The 12921-nt window shown below is 54.7% G+C and carries 15 protein-coding genes; all 15 read right to left on the bottom strand.

What is annotated here, in order from left to right; all coding sequences use genetic code 11:
* Positions 1–97: 97 nt before the first annotated feature.
* Positions 98–1399, bottom strand: a complete 1302-nt coding sequence (locus tag ACPXSQ_RS05940; RefSeq protein WP_158150870.1) for a PQQ-dependent sugar dehydrogenase — start codon at positions 1397–1399, stop codon at positions 98–100.
* Positions 1400–1411: 12 nt separating this feature from the next.
* Positions 1412–1819 (bottom strand): hypothetical protein, encoded by a 408-nt coding sequence (locus tag ACPXSQ_RS05935; protein WP_014605867.1) that lies wholly within the window; start codon positions 1817–1819, stop codon positions 1412–1414.
* Positions 1820–1934: 115 nt separating this feature from the next.
* Positions 1935–2402, bottom strand: coding sequence for a thiol-disulfide oxidoreductase DCC family protein (locus ACPXSQ_RS05930; protein WP_014605868.1), 468 nt, complete (start codon positions 2400–2402; stop codon positions 1935–1937).
* Positions 2353–2994 carry an AAA family ATPase gene (locus ACPXSQ_RS05925; protein ID WP_022622763.1) on the bottom strand — a complete coding sequence of 214 codons (642 nt, stop codon included), beginning with the start codon at positions 2992–2994 and terminating at the stop codon, positions 2353–2355. Before ACPXSQ_RS05925 ends, ACPXSQ_RS05930 begins: the two co-directional genes overlap by 50 nt.
* The gene (locus tag ACPXSQ_RS05920) at positions 2991–3428 is read right to left on the bottom strand and encodes a PTS sugar transporter subunit IIA (protein ID WP_013025742.1); all 438 of its coding nucleotides are present in this window, start codon (positions 3426–3428) and stop codon (positions 2991–2993) included. Before ACPXSQ_RS05920 ends, ACPXSQ_RS05925 begins: the two co-directional genes overlap by 4 nt.
* A gap of 9 nt (positions 3429–3437) precedes the next feature.
* Positions 3438–3707 (bottom strand): hypothetical protein, encoded by a 270-nt coding sequence (locus ACPXSQ_RS05915; RefSeq protein WP_013025741.1) that lies wholly within the window; start codon positions 3705–3707, stop codon positions 3438–3440.
* A 66-nt stretch (positions 3708–3773) separates the two neighbouring features.
* Entirely contained in the window at positions 3774–4616 is an 843-nt protein-coding gene (locus ACPXSQ_RS05910; protein ID WP_128392116.1) for a class II fructose-bisphosphate aldolase, read from the bottom strand.
* A complete protein-coding gene (locus ACPXSQ_RS05905) occupies positions 4603–5970 on the bottom strand; it encodes a PTS sugar transporter subunit IIC (RefSeq protein WP_014593681.1) in 1368 nt (455 codons plus the stop codon). Before ACPXSQ_RS05905 ends, ACPXSQ_RS05910 begins: the two co-directional genes overlap by 14 nt.
* On the bottom strand, positions 5963–6277 hold the full coding sequence (locus ACPXSQ_RS05900; RefSeq protein WP_013025738.1) for a PTS sugar transporter subunit IIB: 315 nt from the start codon (positions 6275–6277) through the stop codon (positions 5963–5965). The genes ACPXSQ_RS05905 and ACPXSQ_RS05900 overlap by 8 nt, the downstream gene beginning before the upstream one ends.
* A gap of 9 nt (positions 6278–6286) precedes the next feature.
* Positions 6287–7267 (bottom strand): 6-phosphofructokinase, encoded by a 981-nt coding sequence (locus tag ACPXSQ_RS05895; RefSeq protein WP_014593680.1) that lies wholly within the window; start codon positions 7265–7267, stop codon positions 6287–6289.
* 522 nt (positions 7268–7789) lie between these two features.
* Entirely contained in the window at positions 7790–8374 is a 585-nt protein-coding gene (locus tag ACPXSQ_RS05890; protein ID WP_022622759.1) for a YceI family protein, read from the bottom strand.
* Between the two features lie 118 nt (positions 8375–8492).
* Complete coding sequence (gene pqqF / locus ACPXSQ_RS05885) at positions 8493–10754, bottom strand: pyrroloquinoline quinone biosynthesis protein PqqF (RefSeq protein ID WP_426143103.1); 2262 nt, start codon at positions 10752–10754, stop codon at positions 8493–8495.
* Positions 10754–11896 carry a pyrroloquinoline quinone biosynthesis protein PqqE gene (pqqE, locus tag ACPXSQ_RS05880; RefSeq protein ID WP_013025734.1) on the bottom strand — a complete coding sequence of 381 codons (1143 nt, stop codon included), beginning with the start codon at positions 11894–11896 and terminating at the stop codon, positions 10754–10756. Before pqqE ends, pqqF begins: the two co-directional genes overlap by 1 nt.
* Positions 11883–12161: a pyrroloquinoline quinone biosynthesis peptide chaperone PqqD gene (gene pqqD, locus ACPXSQ_RS05875; protein ID WP_013025733.1), complete on the bottom strand. Its 279-nt coding sequence runs from the start codon at positions 12159–12161 to the stop codon at positions 11883–11885. Before pqqD ends, pqqE begins: the two co-directional genes overlap by 14 nt.
* Before the next feature lie 2 nt (positions 12162–12163).
* On the bottom strand, positions 12164–12919 hold the full coding sequence (gene pqqC, locus ACPXSQ_RS05870) for a pyrroloquinoline-quinone synthase PqqC (RefSeq protein WP_013025732.1): 756 nt from the start codon (positions 12917–12919) through the stop codon (positions 12164–12166).
* Positions 12920–12921 lie beyond the last annotated feature (2 nt).

Raw genomic sequence — 12921 nt, 5'->3', positions numbered from 1 at the left:
GCACCTCGTTCGCCATCCGGTTACCCGCCGGGCAACGAACGCATAAAAAAAGGATTTGGCGTAATGCCAAATCCTTTTTTGTGTCTGCAGTCTAGCCTTAGTTCGCCGAACTGACGCGCCAGATCGTATCACCGGCGTCATCCGCAATGATCAGACCGCCCTGTTTGTCGCTGGCCAGACCGACCGGTAAGCCACGCACCTGTTTCTCGTCTTCGGTTAAGAAGCCGGATACCACGGTTTGCGGTTGCCCTACCGGTTTGCCGTTCTCAAACTTCACCCAAATCACTTTGTAACCGTTGAGGGGTTTGCGGTTCCAACTGCCGTGCTCACTGATAAACGCGCCACCGCGATACTGCGGCATGTTCTCAGCGCCGTAGAACAGCAGTCCGAGCGGTGCGACATGCGAACTCAGCGCATAGTCAGGCTTAATCGCCTTTTCAACCAGGTCCGGCCGCTGTGGCTGCGCCCGCACGTCAACATGCTGACCGAAATAGCTGTAAGGCCAGCCATAGAAGCCGTTCTCTTTAACCGAGGTCAGGTAATCAGGCACCAGGTCAGAGCCGATTTCATCACGCTCATTAATCACCGCCCATAGCTGCTTCGTCTGGGGTTCCCAGTCAAGGCCGGTGGGATTACGCAGCCCGCTGGCATAGATCCGGCTGGCGCCGCTGGCGGCATCCACTTCCAGAATCGCGGCGCGGCGATATTCGGCGCCAATGCCGTTCTCGGTAATGTTGCTGTTGGAACCGACGCCGACATAGAGCTTGCTGCCGTCCGGGCTGGCCAACAGCGCTTTCGTCCAGTGGTGGTTAATGGGCCCGCCAGGTAACTCGGTGACCCACTGGGGCGCGGTGCGAATTTCGGTTTGCCCTTCGCTGTAGGGGAATTTCACCAGACTGTCTGCGTTAGCCACGTACAGCGTGTTCCCCACCAGCTGCATACCAAAGGGGGCACTCAGGTTTTCAATAAAGCGATGCTGTTCCCATTTACCGTTTACGTTGCGCAGCAGCGTGATGCGGTTGCCGCCCTTGCCCCCTTTGCCCGAGGCATTTTTGACCAGCCCGGTGATCAGCTCTTTGGGCTTGGTGGTCGGTTTTGGCATGCCGTTCGATTCGGCGATCAGGATGTCGTTATTCGGCAGAACATAAACCTGACGAGGATGCTGAAGATGGTCGGCAATCTTTTCAATTTTCAGCCCCTGCGCCACGGTTGGCTTTTCACCGTTCTTCCAGGGTGCGCCTTCCGGTACCTGCATGGGCGGCACCATAAAGTTTTTGGCTTCCGGTAACTCGGGATTGGCACCGATTTGCTTTTGCGGATCGATCGTCGCCCCGGTATCACAACCCGCCAGCAGGGCCATCATCGTCAGCGCAATAAGGGATTGTTGCGGCATTTTCATTATGGCTTCTCCTTAAGCAGTACGTTGACGTAGCGCAAGTTGCACGTTCGCCAGCAGCAGCAGTATCACGACCAGGGTCGACAGAATCGCCGCCGTTGGCACCACCGCATACGCATCACGGCTGTGAATAAAGGCATTGGCAATGGCCAGAATGATGGCGACCAGAGAGAGCCAGAAATGGGTTTTCTCTGGCGCAGTGCTGCCGCGAAACATATAAATCAGACTAATTATTCTGGGCAGGATGGCAATCACAAGGCCAATGGCGATTAACCAGCTGGCACTGATTGACCAGAGAATGATAAAGGTTTTCATATAGATGATATCGAACAGCCAGGCCGCCACGAAAAAGCCAAGCGGTACAGGCTCCAGAAGAGCATACAGCGTCACGGCGACGGCCGAACGTCCAGAGGTATTGCGCATGTTTTTCTCCATTTTGAATAATATTACAGCTCAAGCACAGCGCATTACTTTTCCATCACGCCGTAAACCTGCCTGTAAAATATTAGTAAATCTGAAGAAAAATGACGGTTTTAATTCACATTATCGCGGATTTAACCTGACCCGCACCGCTGTCAGGCGGCGATGAGAGAAAACGTCCCGGATAATCGGCCGTAATCGCCTGTTCCAGGGTATGGCGCCCGAACAGCCTGTAGCGGTTGAGCGCGATACCGTTGTAGAAAAAATTACTGATGGGGTCGGGAAACGCGCGCAGGACGCTCAGCGCCCGCCACGGCAGCGGTAACTGCTGCATCACCCGCAGCACCGCCTGGGCACGCAGCCAATGACCATCGTTACGGATGTAGACGATCGTATTGATATTATCCTCGGGCAGGCCGGCCCACTTCAGCAGCCCTTTGCCCTGTTCACTTTGCACGGACGCAAAACGAACCTGCCGCGCCAGCCGATGGCGCAGCAGAAAACGCACCCAGCCCGTACAGAGTTTACATACGCCATCATAAAGCACGACGCTCTCGCCCGTTTGCAGATAGGGTGGCTGTGGCATGCTGCTCTTCCTCTGTTTCATCCTTAACAGAAGCAGTATAGCCTGCCCTTCTCAGATGTTGAGCCAGCCACTGGCCCACCGCGTGCTCGTCAATGGCACTGGCATTGACTTTCAACATCGGCCCCAGCGCCATCGGCTGCGCCTCCTCCGCCAGGCGACGCAGTTCGGGAAGGTACTCGGCGCCCGGATGGCCCGGCATGCGCTGCGTGAGCCGTGACTGATAGCGCGCGACGGCGGCGTCCGGTGCTATCTGCATCCAGACCTCCAGCACCTCGCTCACGCCAGCCCGCTTTAATCCCTGCTCCAGTACGCTTTTGGGCTGAAACCCAAACCATGCATCGATCAGGAAGACGCAATCAGCCGGCGACTGAGCGACAATGTTCCAGATAGCCTGGTACGCTGCACAGCCCAACTGCCGGTTACGCTGGCGATCGACCGGCGCAAAGCTGGACATAAAAGGCTCCTTCAGGCTGTCCAGCGTGAGAACCGGCAGGGAAAAACGCCGTGACAGCGCACGGGCCAGCGTGCTTTTGCCTGAGGCGGGAATGCCGTTAACCAACACCACCCGCTTGGTGACAGTTTCACTGGTCATAGGATCTCCATCACTTCCGCGACGCTGCTGGCCTGACGTAACCTGACCAACGTTTCTTCATCCTCTAGCAGGGTGACAATCGCGCGAATCCCCTCCTCTATGTGGGCATTACTGTCACGGGCGCCAAACATGATCACAATATCCGCCTTGTCGCTGCCGTCAAACGAGACCGGCTCCGAAAGCAGGACCATGCTGAAGCAGTCGCGAATCACGCCCGTTTCCGGGCGGGCATGCGGGATGGCGATACCTTCTTCAAACACGTAATAGGCACCGTGAGTCAGCGTATTCTCGATCACCGCCTGAGGATAAGAGGCCTGGATATAGCCGCCCTCCACCAGCGGCCTGGCCGCCATGGCGATAACCTGCTGCCAGTCCCTGGCGGCAATACCTACCTGAACAGCATTGGCTTCCTGTAATAACTGTTTAATGGTCATTACTGCTCCTTAAACTGATTTACGCACCAGATTGCGTAATTCATCAATTTTCACAAAAAGAGGATCAATGTCATCCCGGTAAAGGCGACTTTTCGCAAACAATGATAATGCACGGTTATATTCCAGCATTAATTGTTTTTGCGTTTCAGTGTCGCCTGAATTCGCTGCCAGCTTTGCTTCCAGCGCCGTTATTTTTTGACTGACCTGCTCTGCCTGACGATCGCGTTCTGCATCCTCTGAGGCCGTATTTTCCACTTTCTTTTTCATGAATCCAAACATAGCGTCTCCTGCCCCGAAAAGCGCCAGGGCACTTCAGGTTTATTCACGTCGGGATAATAAAAGTGCTTAACGGAACAGCTGCATTTTTTCTACTAATACATTGGTCACTGCATTATTCGCAGGCACGAGGAAATTACGCACGCTGTCGTTAACTTTGCCTTTTTCAAACGTTGCCTTGCATTGGGCGACCCACTGCACATTCATTTCCGTTCCCACGTTCACTTTTTCGATACCGCTGCCCACCGCCAGGCGCATGTCCTCGTCACTGACCCCGGTACCACCGTGCAGAACCAGCGGCGTAGCCGTGGCAGCCGTAATCTCCGCCAGCCGTTGATGCTGAATATGGGCTTTGCCGGTGTAGAGCCCGTGAACCGTGCCGATGGAAATGGCCAGCATATCTACGCCGGTTTCATTCACAAAACGTTTGGCATCCTCTACCGTGGTGAACGCAATATCGCTCATTTCCACACATTTCCCGTCTTCAGAGCCGCCAATTGCGCCCAGCTCCGCTTCCACAGAGACATTTACGGGGCGGGCCATATCAATCACCCTGCGGGTATTGGCAATATTCTCATCAAGCGGTAAATGTGACCCGTCATACATGACCGAACTGAACCCGGCTTGAATTGCCGTCTGAATCGCGTCTAAATCGGAACAGTGATCCAGGTGCAAACAGGTCGGAATATTTTTACTCTTTGACAGCGATATAATTGCATCCACCAGTAATTCATGCCCCAAATATTTCGCTGTACCGGTTGAAATTTGAATCATCAATGGGCTGTTGGTATTTTCGGCGGCTTTAAAAAAAGCCGGTAACATTTCCAGGCAGTGTAAATTAAATGACCCTACCGCTTTAAATTGGCGTTCTTTGGCAATTTTCAGCAATTCGGTAAAGTTATAAAGTTTCATGCACGTTTTCCTCACGGGGTTTAGTGGATTTTCCGTTAACAAACCAGGCGATAGCGGTAACAAAAGCAATGAACACGGCAACGAACAGCCAGTTATTCTGGAAAGCATGTCCCAGCACCAGGCCGGTACTGATGACATCGGAATCGCTGAAGGTCACGCCGGTAAAGCCGTAGCTTTCCAGCATCGGCACCAGAATGGCGGGCAGGAAGGTGATAAACAGGCCGTGGACGAATCCGCCGATCATCGCCCCGCGTCGTCCGCCCAGCGCGTTACCGAACACGCCTGCCGTTCCGCCGGCAAAAAAGTTAGTCAGCAGACCGGGCAGAATCATCGCCAGACCAAACATCGGGAAAACCAGCATCCCCACCACAGAGCCCAGCGTTGTCGCGAGAAAGCCGACGATGACCGCGTTTGGCGCATAAGGGAACATAACGGGACAGTCGAGGGCGGGTTTCGCATCCGGCACCAGCCGCATGGCAATACCGCGGAAAGCCGGCACCAGTTCGTTCAGCAGCAGTCGCACGCCGCTGTAGAGCACAAACACGCCTGCCACAAACTGGATGGATTGCATAAAGGCATACATCAGGTAGTTGGTGCCGCTGCTGTACTGGGCGATAAAAGCCGGGCCTGCCGCCACGGCAGGAATCAGGTACATCGGCACCATCACCACCGCCATGGACAGATAGGTGTCCTGCAGAAACTTAAAGTTATCGGGCAGCTTTAAGTCTTCCGTCGAGCGTGAGCCTTTTCCGACCACCTTCGCCACTGCCGCAGTGAGCAGGTAACCAATGGTGCAGAAGTGACCGAGCGCGACATCGTCCGAGTCGGTGATACGACGCACCACCGGCTGCGCCAGCGCTGGCATCACGACTGCCATCACGCCGCCAAAAATACCGCCGGTTAAAATGAGCGGTAATCCGGTGAGGCCGGCTTTATAGCCGATAACCGCGCCAATGGTGGCCATCCACAGTAGCGCCTGGCCGGTCAGGAAGATGTATTTGAAGGGTGTCAGGCGGGCAATGATGATGTTGACGATGAAGATCACCAGCAGCGTCATGGCCACTTCCGATCCCAACTCGCGGTTTGCCAGTCCGGCAATCGCCGCCACGTCGGTGATGTAGCCCTGCATCCCAAAACCATGGGTGAAGATGCTGTTAAGGAAGGTCAGCGCGCCCACGATGATGTTGATGCCGGCCATCATGATTAAGAACCCCAACAGGGTTTTAAACGTGCCTTCTACCACCTTGCCGGCAGATTTTTTTTGCAGGACCAGTCCGATCAGCGCAATAAACGCGATCAGAATGGATGCCTGCCCCAGTAAGTCTTTAACCAGAAAATTAATTACACTATTCATGATTAGCAACCTTCACATTACGCTCTTTTAAGAAAGCCACGATTTTTTGCTCAATTTCAGCTTTATCGGTGAGTTTATTTAATATAATTACGCGTTTAATCTGTTCTGGTGTGGCGTCGGCATTTAAGACATCCGCAAAGGCTTTTTGCGTCAGGATCATGTCGGATTTAAATGCGTTAGCTTCTGAAATCGTGGTGTGATCGATGTCGGCGTCAATCTCCAGTTTTTTTAAAACGGCTTTCGCACTCATTTCGATAGCGAAACTTGACCCCAGACCACAACCACAGACACATAAAATTTTCAGCATGTTTTCTCCTCACAATATATGCAGTTGTTTAGCGAGTTTATAATGATGCCCTTCTGTATCGACCAGGCGTTTTTTCATGCTTATTAAGTCAATCGGAATAGGCTTATTACTGCCGTTAATAATCACGGCTTTATTGCGCATTCCGGATTGAATACAACGAACCACTTCACTTGCCATAATGGTGCCCTGATAAATTTCCTCACAGGTGGGATCGCCATTTCGCAGTCCATAGCCGACGATCGTTTTGCGAATGCGCACGCCGATCAACGGTTCAAGCTGCTTAATTAATGTGTCAATCGCCCCCTGAAAGCCCGGTGAATATTCCCGTGTGTAACCTTCTGAGCAGAGGATTACCACGCTGTTTTGTTCGCTGAGGCGCTGAGTGATGCGTTCTGCCAGCACGTTTGTGGGGATCTGGCATTCCGGGATCAGCGCAAAGTCGGCGTTGGATTTGAGCGCTGACTGGAGCGTCAATTCGCCACAGTAGCCGCCGAGCAGTTCCACCATAAATACCCGGCCCGTTAATGCCCGACCGGTGTTTCTGAGCTTTGCCACCTCTTTTAATACCTGCTCACAGGCGGTGGAAAAGCCCACGGTGTAATCACTGCCGTAGACATCGTTGTCAATCGTCATGCCGATGCCAAAACAGTTCACACCAAATTCACTGAGCGTATGCAGAAATTGCAGCGATCCATCGCCTCCAGCCAGAATTAATACGTCGATGCGTAATGCTTTTAACTGCCGGGCGATCGTTTCATATTCGCTACGAATTAATTTTCGCGCGGTTCGGCCTGACTGCATTACCGGAAGAGAAGTAATGGAAAAATCCACTAAATCGCGCTGAGAAATTTCCTGGCAGACATTATCCAGCAAGCCTGGAATGCCACCGTTAAATAATATCATCTCCGCCTGCGTCATCCTGGCTATCTGGAAAATGAAATTATTAATGCCGGTGACGTCGCCGCCGCTAATGACCATTCCGATTCTCATCCTGACATCCTTCTGGCTTAATGCGTCTGAAGCTATTGTTTCGGGATATCAGCCTGGTATTTGCAAGTGAGATCACAAAAACGAGAGGAATTTATGCAGGCAATATATTGACAGCCCCTTGAACCAGCTTATTTATGTGAAACAAATCACATTTACTGATTCAGGAAAGACGATTAGCTTCACGTTATAAAACAACAGGTTAAATATAGGGATCGGAATAACTTTTCTGTCAATACGGCATCACGCCGTTGCCAATAAAATCTCGATGTGAATTTGTGATTCTGACCTCATTTTTTTAGGTTCGGCAGGCGATCTGTTATTTCCGAAACAGACGATGGCGTGGTGAATCCGCAGGAACACCATGATGAGATGCATTTTTTTGCTCGCACTGTCGCAGGGCGAAAGGATGCCGAGGAATGAGTGGAAGGACGACGAATGGCGCTTAGCCTGGCCGGCGGCGGCGTAATCTGCTGCAAAAAAAAGCCCGACACCTGGGTGCCGGGCCGGAAAAGTAAACGGAATTTACTTGGCGTACGCTTCCGTAGAAATAGTCAGTGTCACGTCATCACTGACTGCTGGGACATATTTGTCCAGTTTGAAGTCAGAACGCTTAATGGTACCGGTGGCGTCAAAACCAATCGCCTGCTTCTTGACCATCGGATGCTCACCCTGCTTATTCAGCGTGGCATGCAGCGTCACAGGTTTGGTAATGCCTTTCAGAGTGAGGTTCCCTTCAACATCAAATTTGTTATCGCCTTTGGCAATAACTTTGGTGCTGCGGAAGGTTGCACTGGGATACTTCGCCACGTCGAAATACTCCGCGCCTTTGAATTCCTTGGTCAGGGCAGGAACATGGCTGTCGATTTTGCTAACCGGTAACGTGACGTCAACGCGCGACTGCTCAGGCTTGCTGCTGTCAAAAACCAGAGAACCTGTCGTGTCTGGAATGTCAGCAGTCGGATGGGAGAAGCCGAAGTGCTCCCAACTTACCACAACAGAGGTATGTTGCGGGTCGAGTTGATAATGCATGGCTTCAGCCTGAGAAACCGGAACATACAGTGCAGCAGCTGCGAGCAGTGGCAGCGTGAAACGTTTTACATTCTTCACTTTTACTTCCTTATTTTATGACATCACCTTGAGTCTGAGCCATATAAGCAGGAAGTAAAAGTGAACAGATTTGGCGTAAACAATCAAAATTATTCAGCAATATCAGTGTGTGATTATTCTAATTCTTACCTTTAGCATACAGGATCTGCCAGCGGTGCCGATCGGTCAGTAACTGTTGCTGTAACTGCTTCACCTCTCCCTCAGTGAGTGCGGCTATCTTCTCCGCCTCCAGGTTTGGCAACCCATTCGCCTGGCGTAACGCCACTTCACGTGCATCTTCTTTCACCTGCAAAAGCGGCGTTTTGAGCGGATCGATTGCCTGCTGGGCGATGTAGATCGCTATGTCACGCAGAAAGTCTTCGCAGTATTGGATCAGGGTCGATGCCGGACAATCCGGTGACTGAAGCGCAAAGAGAAGACCATCGCTATCCGTACTGCGATGGTAGCGGCAACTGACGACGTAGCCGATCGGCTGTTCTACCCGGTAGCGCTGATAAAAGCGCGGCTCACAGATCAGCGCCAGCGCGCGAAGTGCGGCTACCTGCTGCGGGTCGCCCAGGGGAATAAACAGCAGTACGGCACTGTCATCGCTGGGATGGGGAATACAGGTTTCACCGCCTACGCAGCGGTACTCAGGGCGCGTGGGGGAATTGACCGTCAGCACACTCAACTGCCGGGACACGAGCCGATGCTGTTCGGCATTGCCCCCTAGCAGGACGGCACGCCAGCATTGCGGATTGAGTGACGTCGCCAGCCGCTGCGGCAGCTGGCGCAGCAGTTCGCGTATCGCAATGCCCGGTATCACCGGCGTGGATACGCTGTGTGTCTGCATCAGGCATTGCACAAGCTGCCCCAGTGCCGCACTGAGCAGTGTCTTGTCTGACGGCAGGCGCAGGGTGAGTTGCCAGACGCCCTGCACCTCACGCCACTCTCCGCTGCCGGAAAAATGCCGCAGCACCGCAAACACGGGGCGTAACTCAGGCTCGCAGGCCGCGCCGGCTGCCCATGTTGTATAAAGTTCAGGACGCAGCACCAGCGTGCCCTGCGTCTCATCCGGTGTGATATGGGGTAACACGGCCTGACCGGTCGGCTCTGCACGCAGCGGCAAGAGATTCGGCTGCGGGTAAAATGTCCACCTGACGGGCGGGCAATTCATCACGGGCTTTTGCCAGGCTGTCAGTGACAGGTCATAACCCTGAACCCTGTGCGTTTCACCTTTAACCTCGGCGGCGCACATCAGCGTGGTCGCTGTGGCGGCGTGCATTTCGTTCAGTAAGGCGTCCAGGTCGGGACAGTCGCCCACGGCCGCAAAGCCCAGCGCGCGCGACTGAAGTTGCTGCAGGGGGGACTGTGCGGCCAGGCGCTGCTGCGCCAGCTGCCAGTAGTGCTGCCGCTGCACCGGCGTGGTATGGCGCAGCGCCTCAAGAAAGGACGCGATCAGGGGCGGAACAGCGGCCGGATCCTCCGTGACGAACGTGACCGCCACCCACATGTCCGCGTCCGACTGATAAAGCCATTTCACGTCAGGCTGGCTGGCCCGCGTGCGTGCATACAGCGTTTCCAGCAGCCCGCCTGGGGCATCATCAAGGAAAAACTCGCGCAGTAAAGTGACACTGTCACGAAGTTGCGCGGGTAAAATCCAGCTTTGCCAGAGTGCTGATGGCCCTTCCTGCTGTAACGCCAGCGCCCTGTTGGGCGAAAGCGTTACCGGGGCATCGGGCCGCCTGGCACTGTTGCGTGGCTGAAACGCAGCGGCAAACGCCTTCGCCAACGCGGTGAGCTGTTCCAGCGACTGTGGGCCCTGCAGCCACAGCGTCAGGTTGTCTGACTGAAAGAAGCGCTGATGAAAAGCCCGCAGCGCCGCCTGCAAATTAGTGACGTTGTCACCGAACGACATCCTGTTCCCGACATGAAAGCGTTTAAACTGCGCCGGAGACGTCACTGGCGTAAACATGGCGGCTTCCGCGCGGGCCGCAGCATGGCGCTGCAGCAGGCGGTACTCTGCATCAATCACCGCGATTTCCTGGCTGATGGCCTCGCGGGTCAGGCTCGGCGCACTCAGCATATCCTGCAGGCGCAACAGGCCTTCACTGAAGTTGTCGGGGGTGACCTCAAAAAACCAGGCGCTTTCGCGTGCCCGGGTGGTAGCATTCACCTGTCCGCCGTTCGCCTGAACCCAACTCATCAGCCGCCCATCATGCGGCCAGCGCTGACTGCCGGTAAAAAGCAGGTGCTCCAGCAAATGCGCGAGTCCAGGCCAGCGCTCTGGCTCGTCATGGCTGCCTGCCGCCACTTTGACCAGCGCCGCCGCCTGGGTGGCGTCCGGCTGGTGGCACAGCGTTACGTTCAGTCCATTGAGTTGCAGGCAGCGTGAATGCATTACAGAATCCGCGTTTTATAGATCAGCTGAGAATTGCTGCGATTGCGGAACTGAAGCTGACCAATTTTAATGTCGCTGCAGTCGGCTTCACGGCGGGCATCAAGGATTTTGCCATGGTGCGGCGATTTGCTGCAGACCGGATCGGCATTGTCTGCATCGCCGGTAAGCATAAAGGCCTGACAGCGACAGCCGCCAAAATCTTTCTCTTTTTCGTCACAGGAGCGACAGGGTTCCGGCATCCAGTCATAGCCGCGATAGCGGTTGAAGCCAAACGAGTGGTACCAGATATCCTCCAGGCTCTGTTCAAGCACAGAGGGAAAAGCCACCGGCAGCTGGCGTGCGCTGTGGCACGGAAGCGCGGTGCCATCGGGCGTGACGCTCAGGAAGATCGCGCCCCAACCGCCCATGCAGGGCTTGGGACGTTCTTCATAATAGTCAGGCGTCACGAACAGCAGATTGGTGAGGCTACCGCTGTCGCTCATGCGCGCACGGTACTGATTCACGATGCCTTCGGCCCGGGCGATCTGCTCACGGGTAGGCAGCAATCCCTCACGGTTTAACTGCGCCCAGCCGTAAAACTGACAGGTCGCCAGCTCCACATCATCGGCTTCAAGCTCGATGCACAGGTCGATAATCTTATCGATCTGATCGATATTGTGACGATGCAGCACGAAGTTCAGCACCATGGGATAGCCGTGGGCTTTGACCGCGCGCGCCATCTCCAGCTTCTGCTGAAACGCCTTCTTAGAGCCGGCCAGCGCCGCGTTAAGGGTTTCATCACTGGCCTGGAAACTGATCTGAATATGATCCAGTCCCGCGTCGCTGAAAGCCTCAAGCTTTTTCTCCGTCAGGCCAATCCCGGAGGTAATCAGATTGGTATAAAAACCTAAGTCACGTGCCGCTTTGATCAGGTCGGGCAGGTCTTTGCGCGTTAACGGCTCCCCGCCGGAAAAGCCGAGCTGAACGCTGCCCATGGCGCGTGCCTGGCGAAAGACGTCGATCCACTGTTCAGTGCTCAGCTCTTTTTCCTGCTGGGCAAAATCCAGTGGATTTGAGCAGTACGGGCACTGGAGCGGACAGCGGTACGTCAGCTCGGCCAGCAGCCACAGGGGCGGATTGACGCCGGGTTTATGCTGGTTCACGGAACTGTATCCACTTCTGTTCATAGGCTGACTGCAGGAATTCTTTGACATCCTCGCCCACACCGCCTGCCTCGGGGAAACGCGCATCCAGAATGGCAATGATCGCGGCGATATCCTGCTTGCCGTCAACCAGCTCCAGAATGGCGGCGGCGGTTTCATTGAGTTTCGCCATGCCTTCCGGGTAAAGCACGACGTGGCTGTCCTGTGCCGCTTCCCATTGCATACGGTAGCCCCGGCGAAAGGCGGCAATTGTGTGTTCGTTCATCGTTATACCAGTCGGGTTGTGTGCCAGGCCGCTTTATCCGTCACGCTATGATAAGGCGGGCGTTGAAGTTCGTAAGCCATAGTCATGGCATCCAGCATGGTCCACAGAATGTCCAGCTTGAACTGCAGGATCTCCAGCATGCGGTTCTGTTTTTCGGCGGTGTCGCAAAACGCCAGCGCCAGCGCCAGGCCGTGCTCCACGTCGCGGTTGGCCTGACTCAGGCGGCTACGGAAATAGAAGTAACCTTCTTCTTTGATCCACGGATAGTGCTGCGGCCAGCTGTCGAGCCGCGACTGATGTATCTGAGGCGCAAACAGCTCGGTCAGCGAGCTACAGGCCGCTTCCTGCCAGTTCGCGCGACGGGCAAAACTGACATAGGCATCAACCGCAAACCGGACACCCGGCAGAACATGCTGCTCCGAGACCAGTTCATCCCGGCTTAAGCCCACCGCTTCGCCCAGGCGTAACCAGGCCTCAATGCCGCCATCTTCGCCCTGGCTGCCATCATGATCCAGGATGCGTTGTACCCATTTACGTCGGGTTGCCGGATCGGGGCAGTTGGCCATGATCGCCGCGTCTTTCAGCGGAATGCTGGTCTGGTAGTAAAAGCGATTCGCCACCCATCCCTGAATCTGCTCAGGCGTGGCCTGACCGTTATGCATCGCAATATGGTACGGGTGATGAATATGGTAGTAGGCGCCTTTATCACGCAGCGCCTGTTCAAAGGCCTGCGGCGACAGGGTTTCCGTAATCAGCATCG

This window comes from Pantoea sp. EEL5, assembly GCF_049892805.1.
In the GTDB taxonomy this organism is placed as follows: domain Bacteria; phylum Pseudomonadota; class Gammaproteobacteria; order Enterobacterales; family Enterobacteriaceae; genus Pantoea; species Pantoea ananatis.
This window is presented reverse-complemented; position numbering and strand designations above follow the sequence as displayed.

Bases quoted from the DNA above. Each gene is read 5' to 3' on its own strand.
- ACPXSQ_RS05940 (WP_158150870.1), bottom strand. From the start codon at position 1,399: ATGAAAATGCCGCAACAATCCCTTATTGCGCTGACGATGATGGCCCTG.
- ACPXSQ_RS05935 (WP_014605867.1), bottom strand. From the start codon at position 1,819: ATGCGCAATACCTCTGGACGTTCGGCCGTCGCCGTGACGCTGTATGCT.
- ACPXSQ_RS05930 (WP_014605868.1), bottom strand. From the start codon at position 2,402: ATGCCACAGCCACCCTATCTGCAAACGGGCGAGAGCGTCGTGCTTTAT.
- ACPXSQ_RS05925 (WP_022622763.1), bottom strand. From the start codon at position 2,994: ATGACCAGTGAAACTGTCACCAAGCGGGTGGTGTTGGTTAACGGCATT.
- ACPXSQ_RS05920 (WP_013025742.1), bottom strand. From the start codon at position 3,428: ATGACCATTAAACAGTTATTACAGGAAGCCAATGCTGTTCAGGTAGGT.
- ACPXSQ_RS05915 (WP_013025741.1), bottom strand. From the start codon at position 3,707: ATGTTTGGATTCATGAAAAAGAAAGTGGAAAATACGGCCTCAGAGGAT.
- ACPXSQ_RS05910 (WP_128392116.1), bottom strand. From the start codon at position 4,616: ATGAAACTTTATAACTTTACCGAATTGCTGAAAATTGCCAAAGAACGC.
- ACPXSQ_RS05905 (WP_014593681.1), bottom strand. From the start codon at position 5,970: ATGAATAGTGTAATTAATTTTCTGGTTAAAGACTTACTGGGGCAGGCA.
- ACPXSQ_RS05900 (WP_013025738.1), bottom strand. From the start codon at position 6,277: ATGCTGAAAATTTTATGTGTCTGTGGTTGTGGTCTGGGGTCAAGTTTC.
- ACPXSQ_RS05895 (WP_014593680.1), bottom strand. From the start codon at position 7,267: ATGAGAATCGGAATGGTCATTAGCGGCGGCGACGTCACCGGCATTAAT.
- pqqF (WP_426143103.1), bottom strand. From the start codon at position 10,754: ATGCATTCACGCTGCCTGCAACTCAATGGACTGAACGTAACGCTGTGC.
- pqqD (WP_013025733.1), bottom strand. From the start codon at position 12,161: ATGAACGAACACACAATTGCCGCCTTTCGCCGGGGCTACCGTATGCAA.
- pqqC (WP_013025732.1), bottom strand. From the start codon at position 12,919: ATGCTGATTACGGAAACCCTGTCGCCGCAGGCCTTTGAACAGGCGCTG.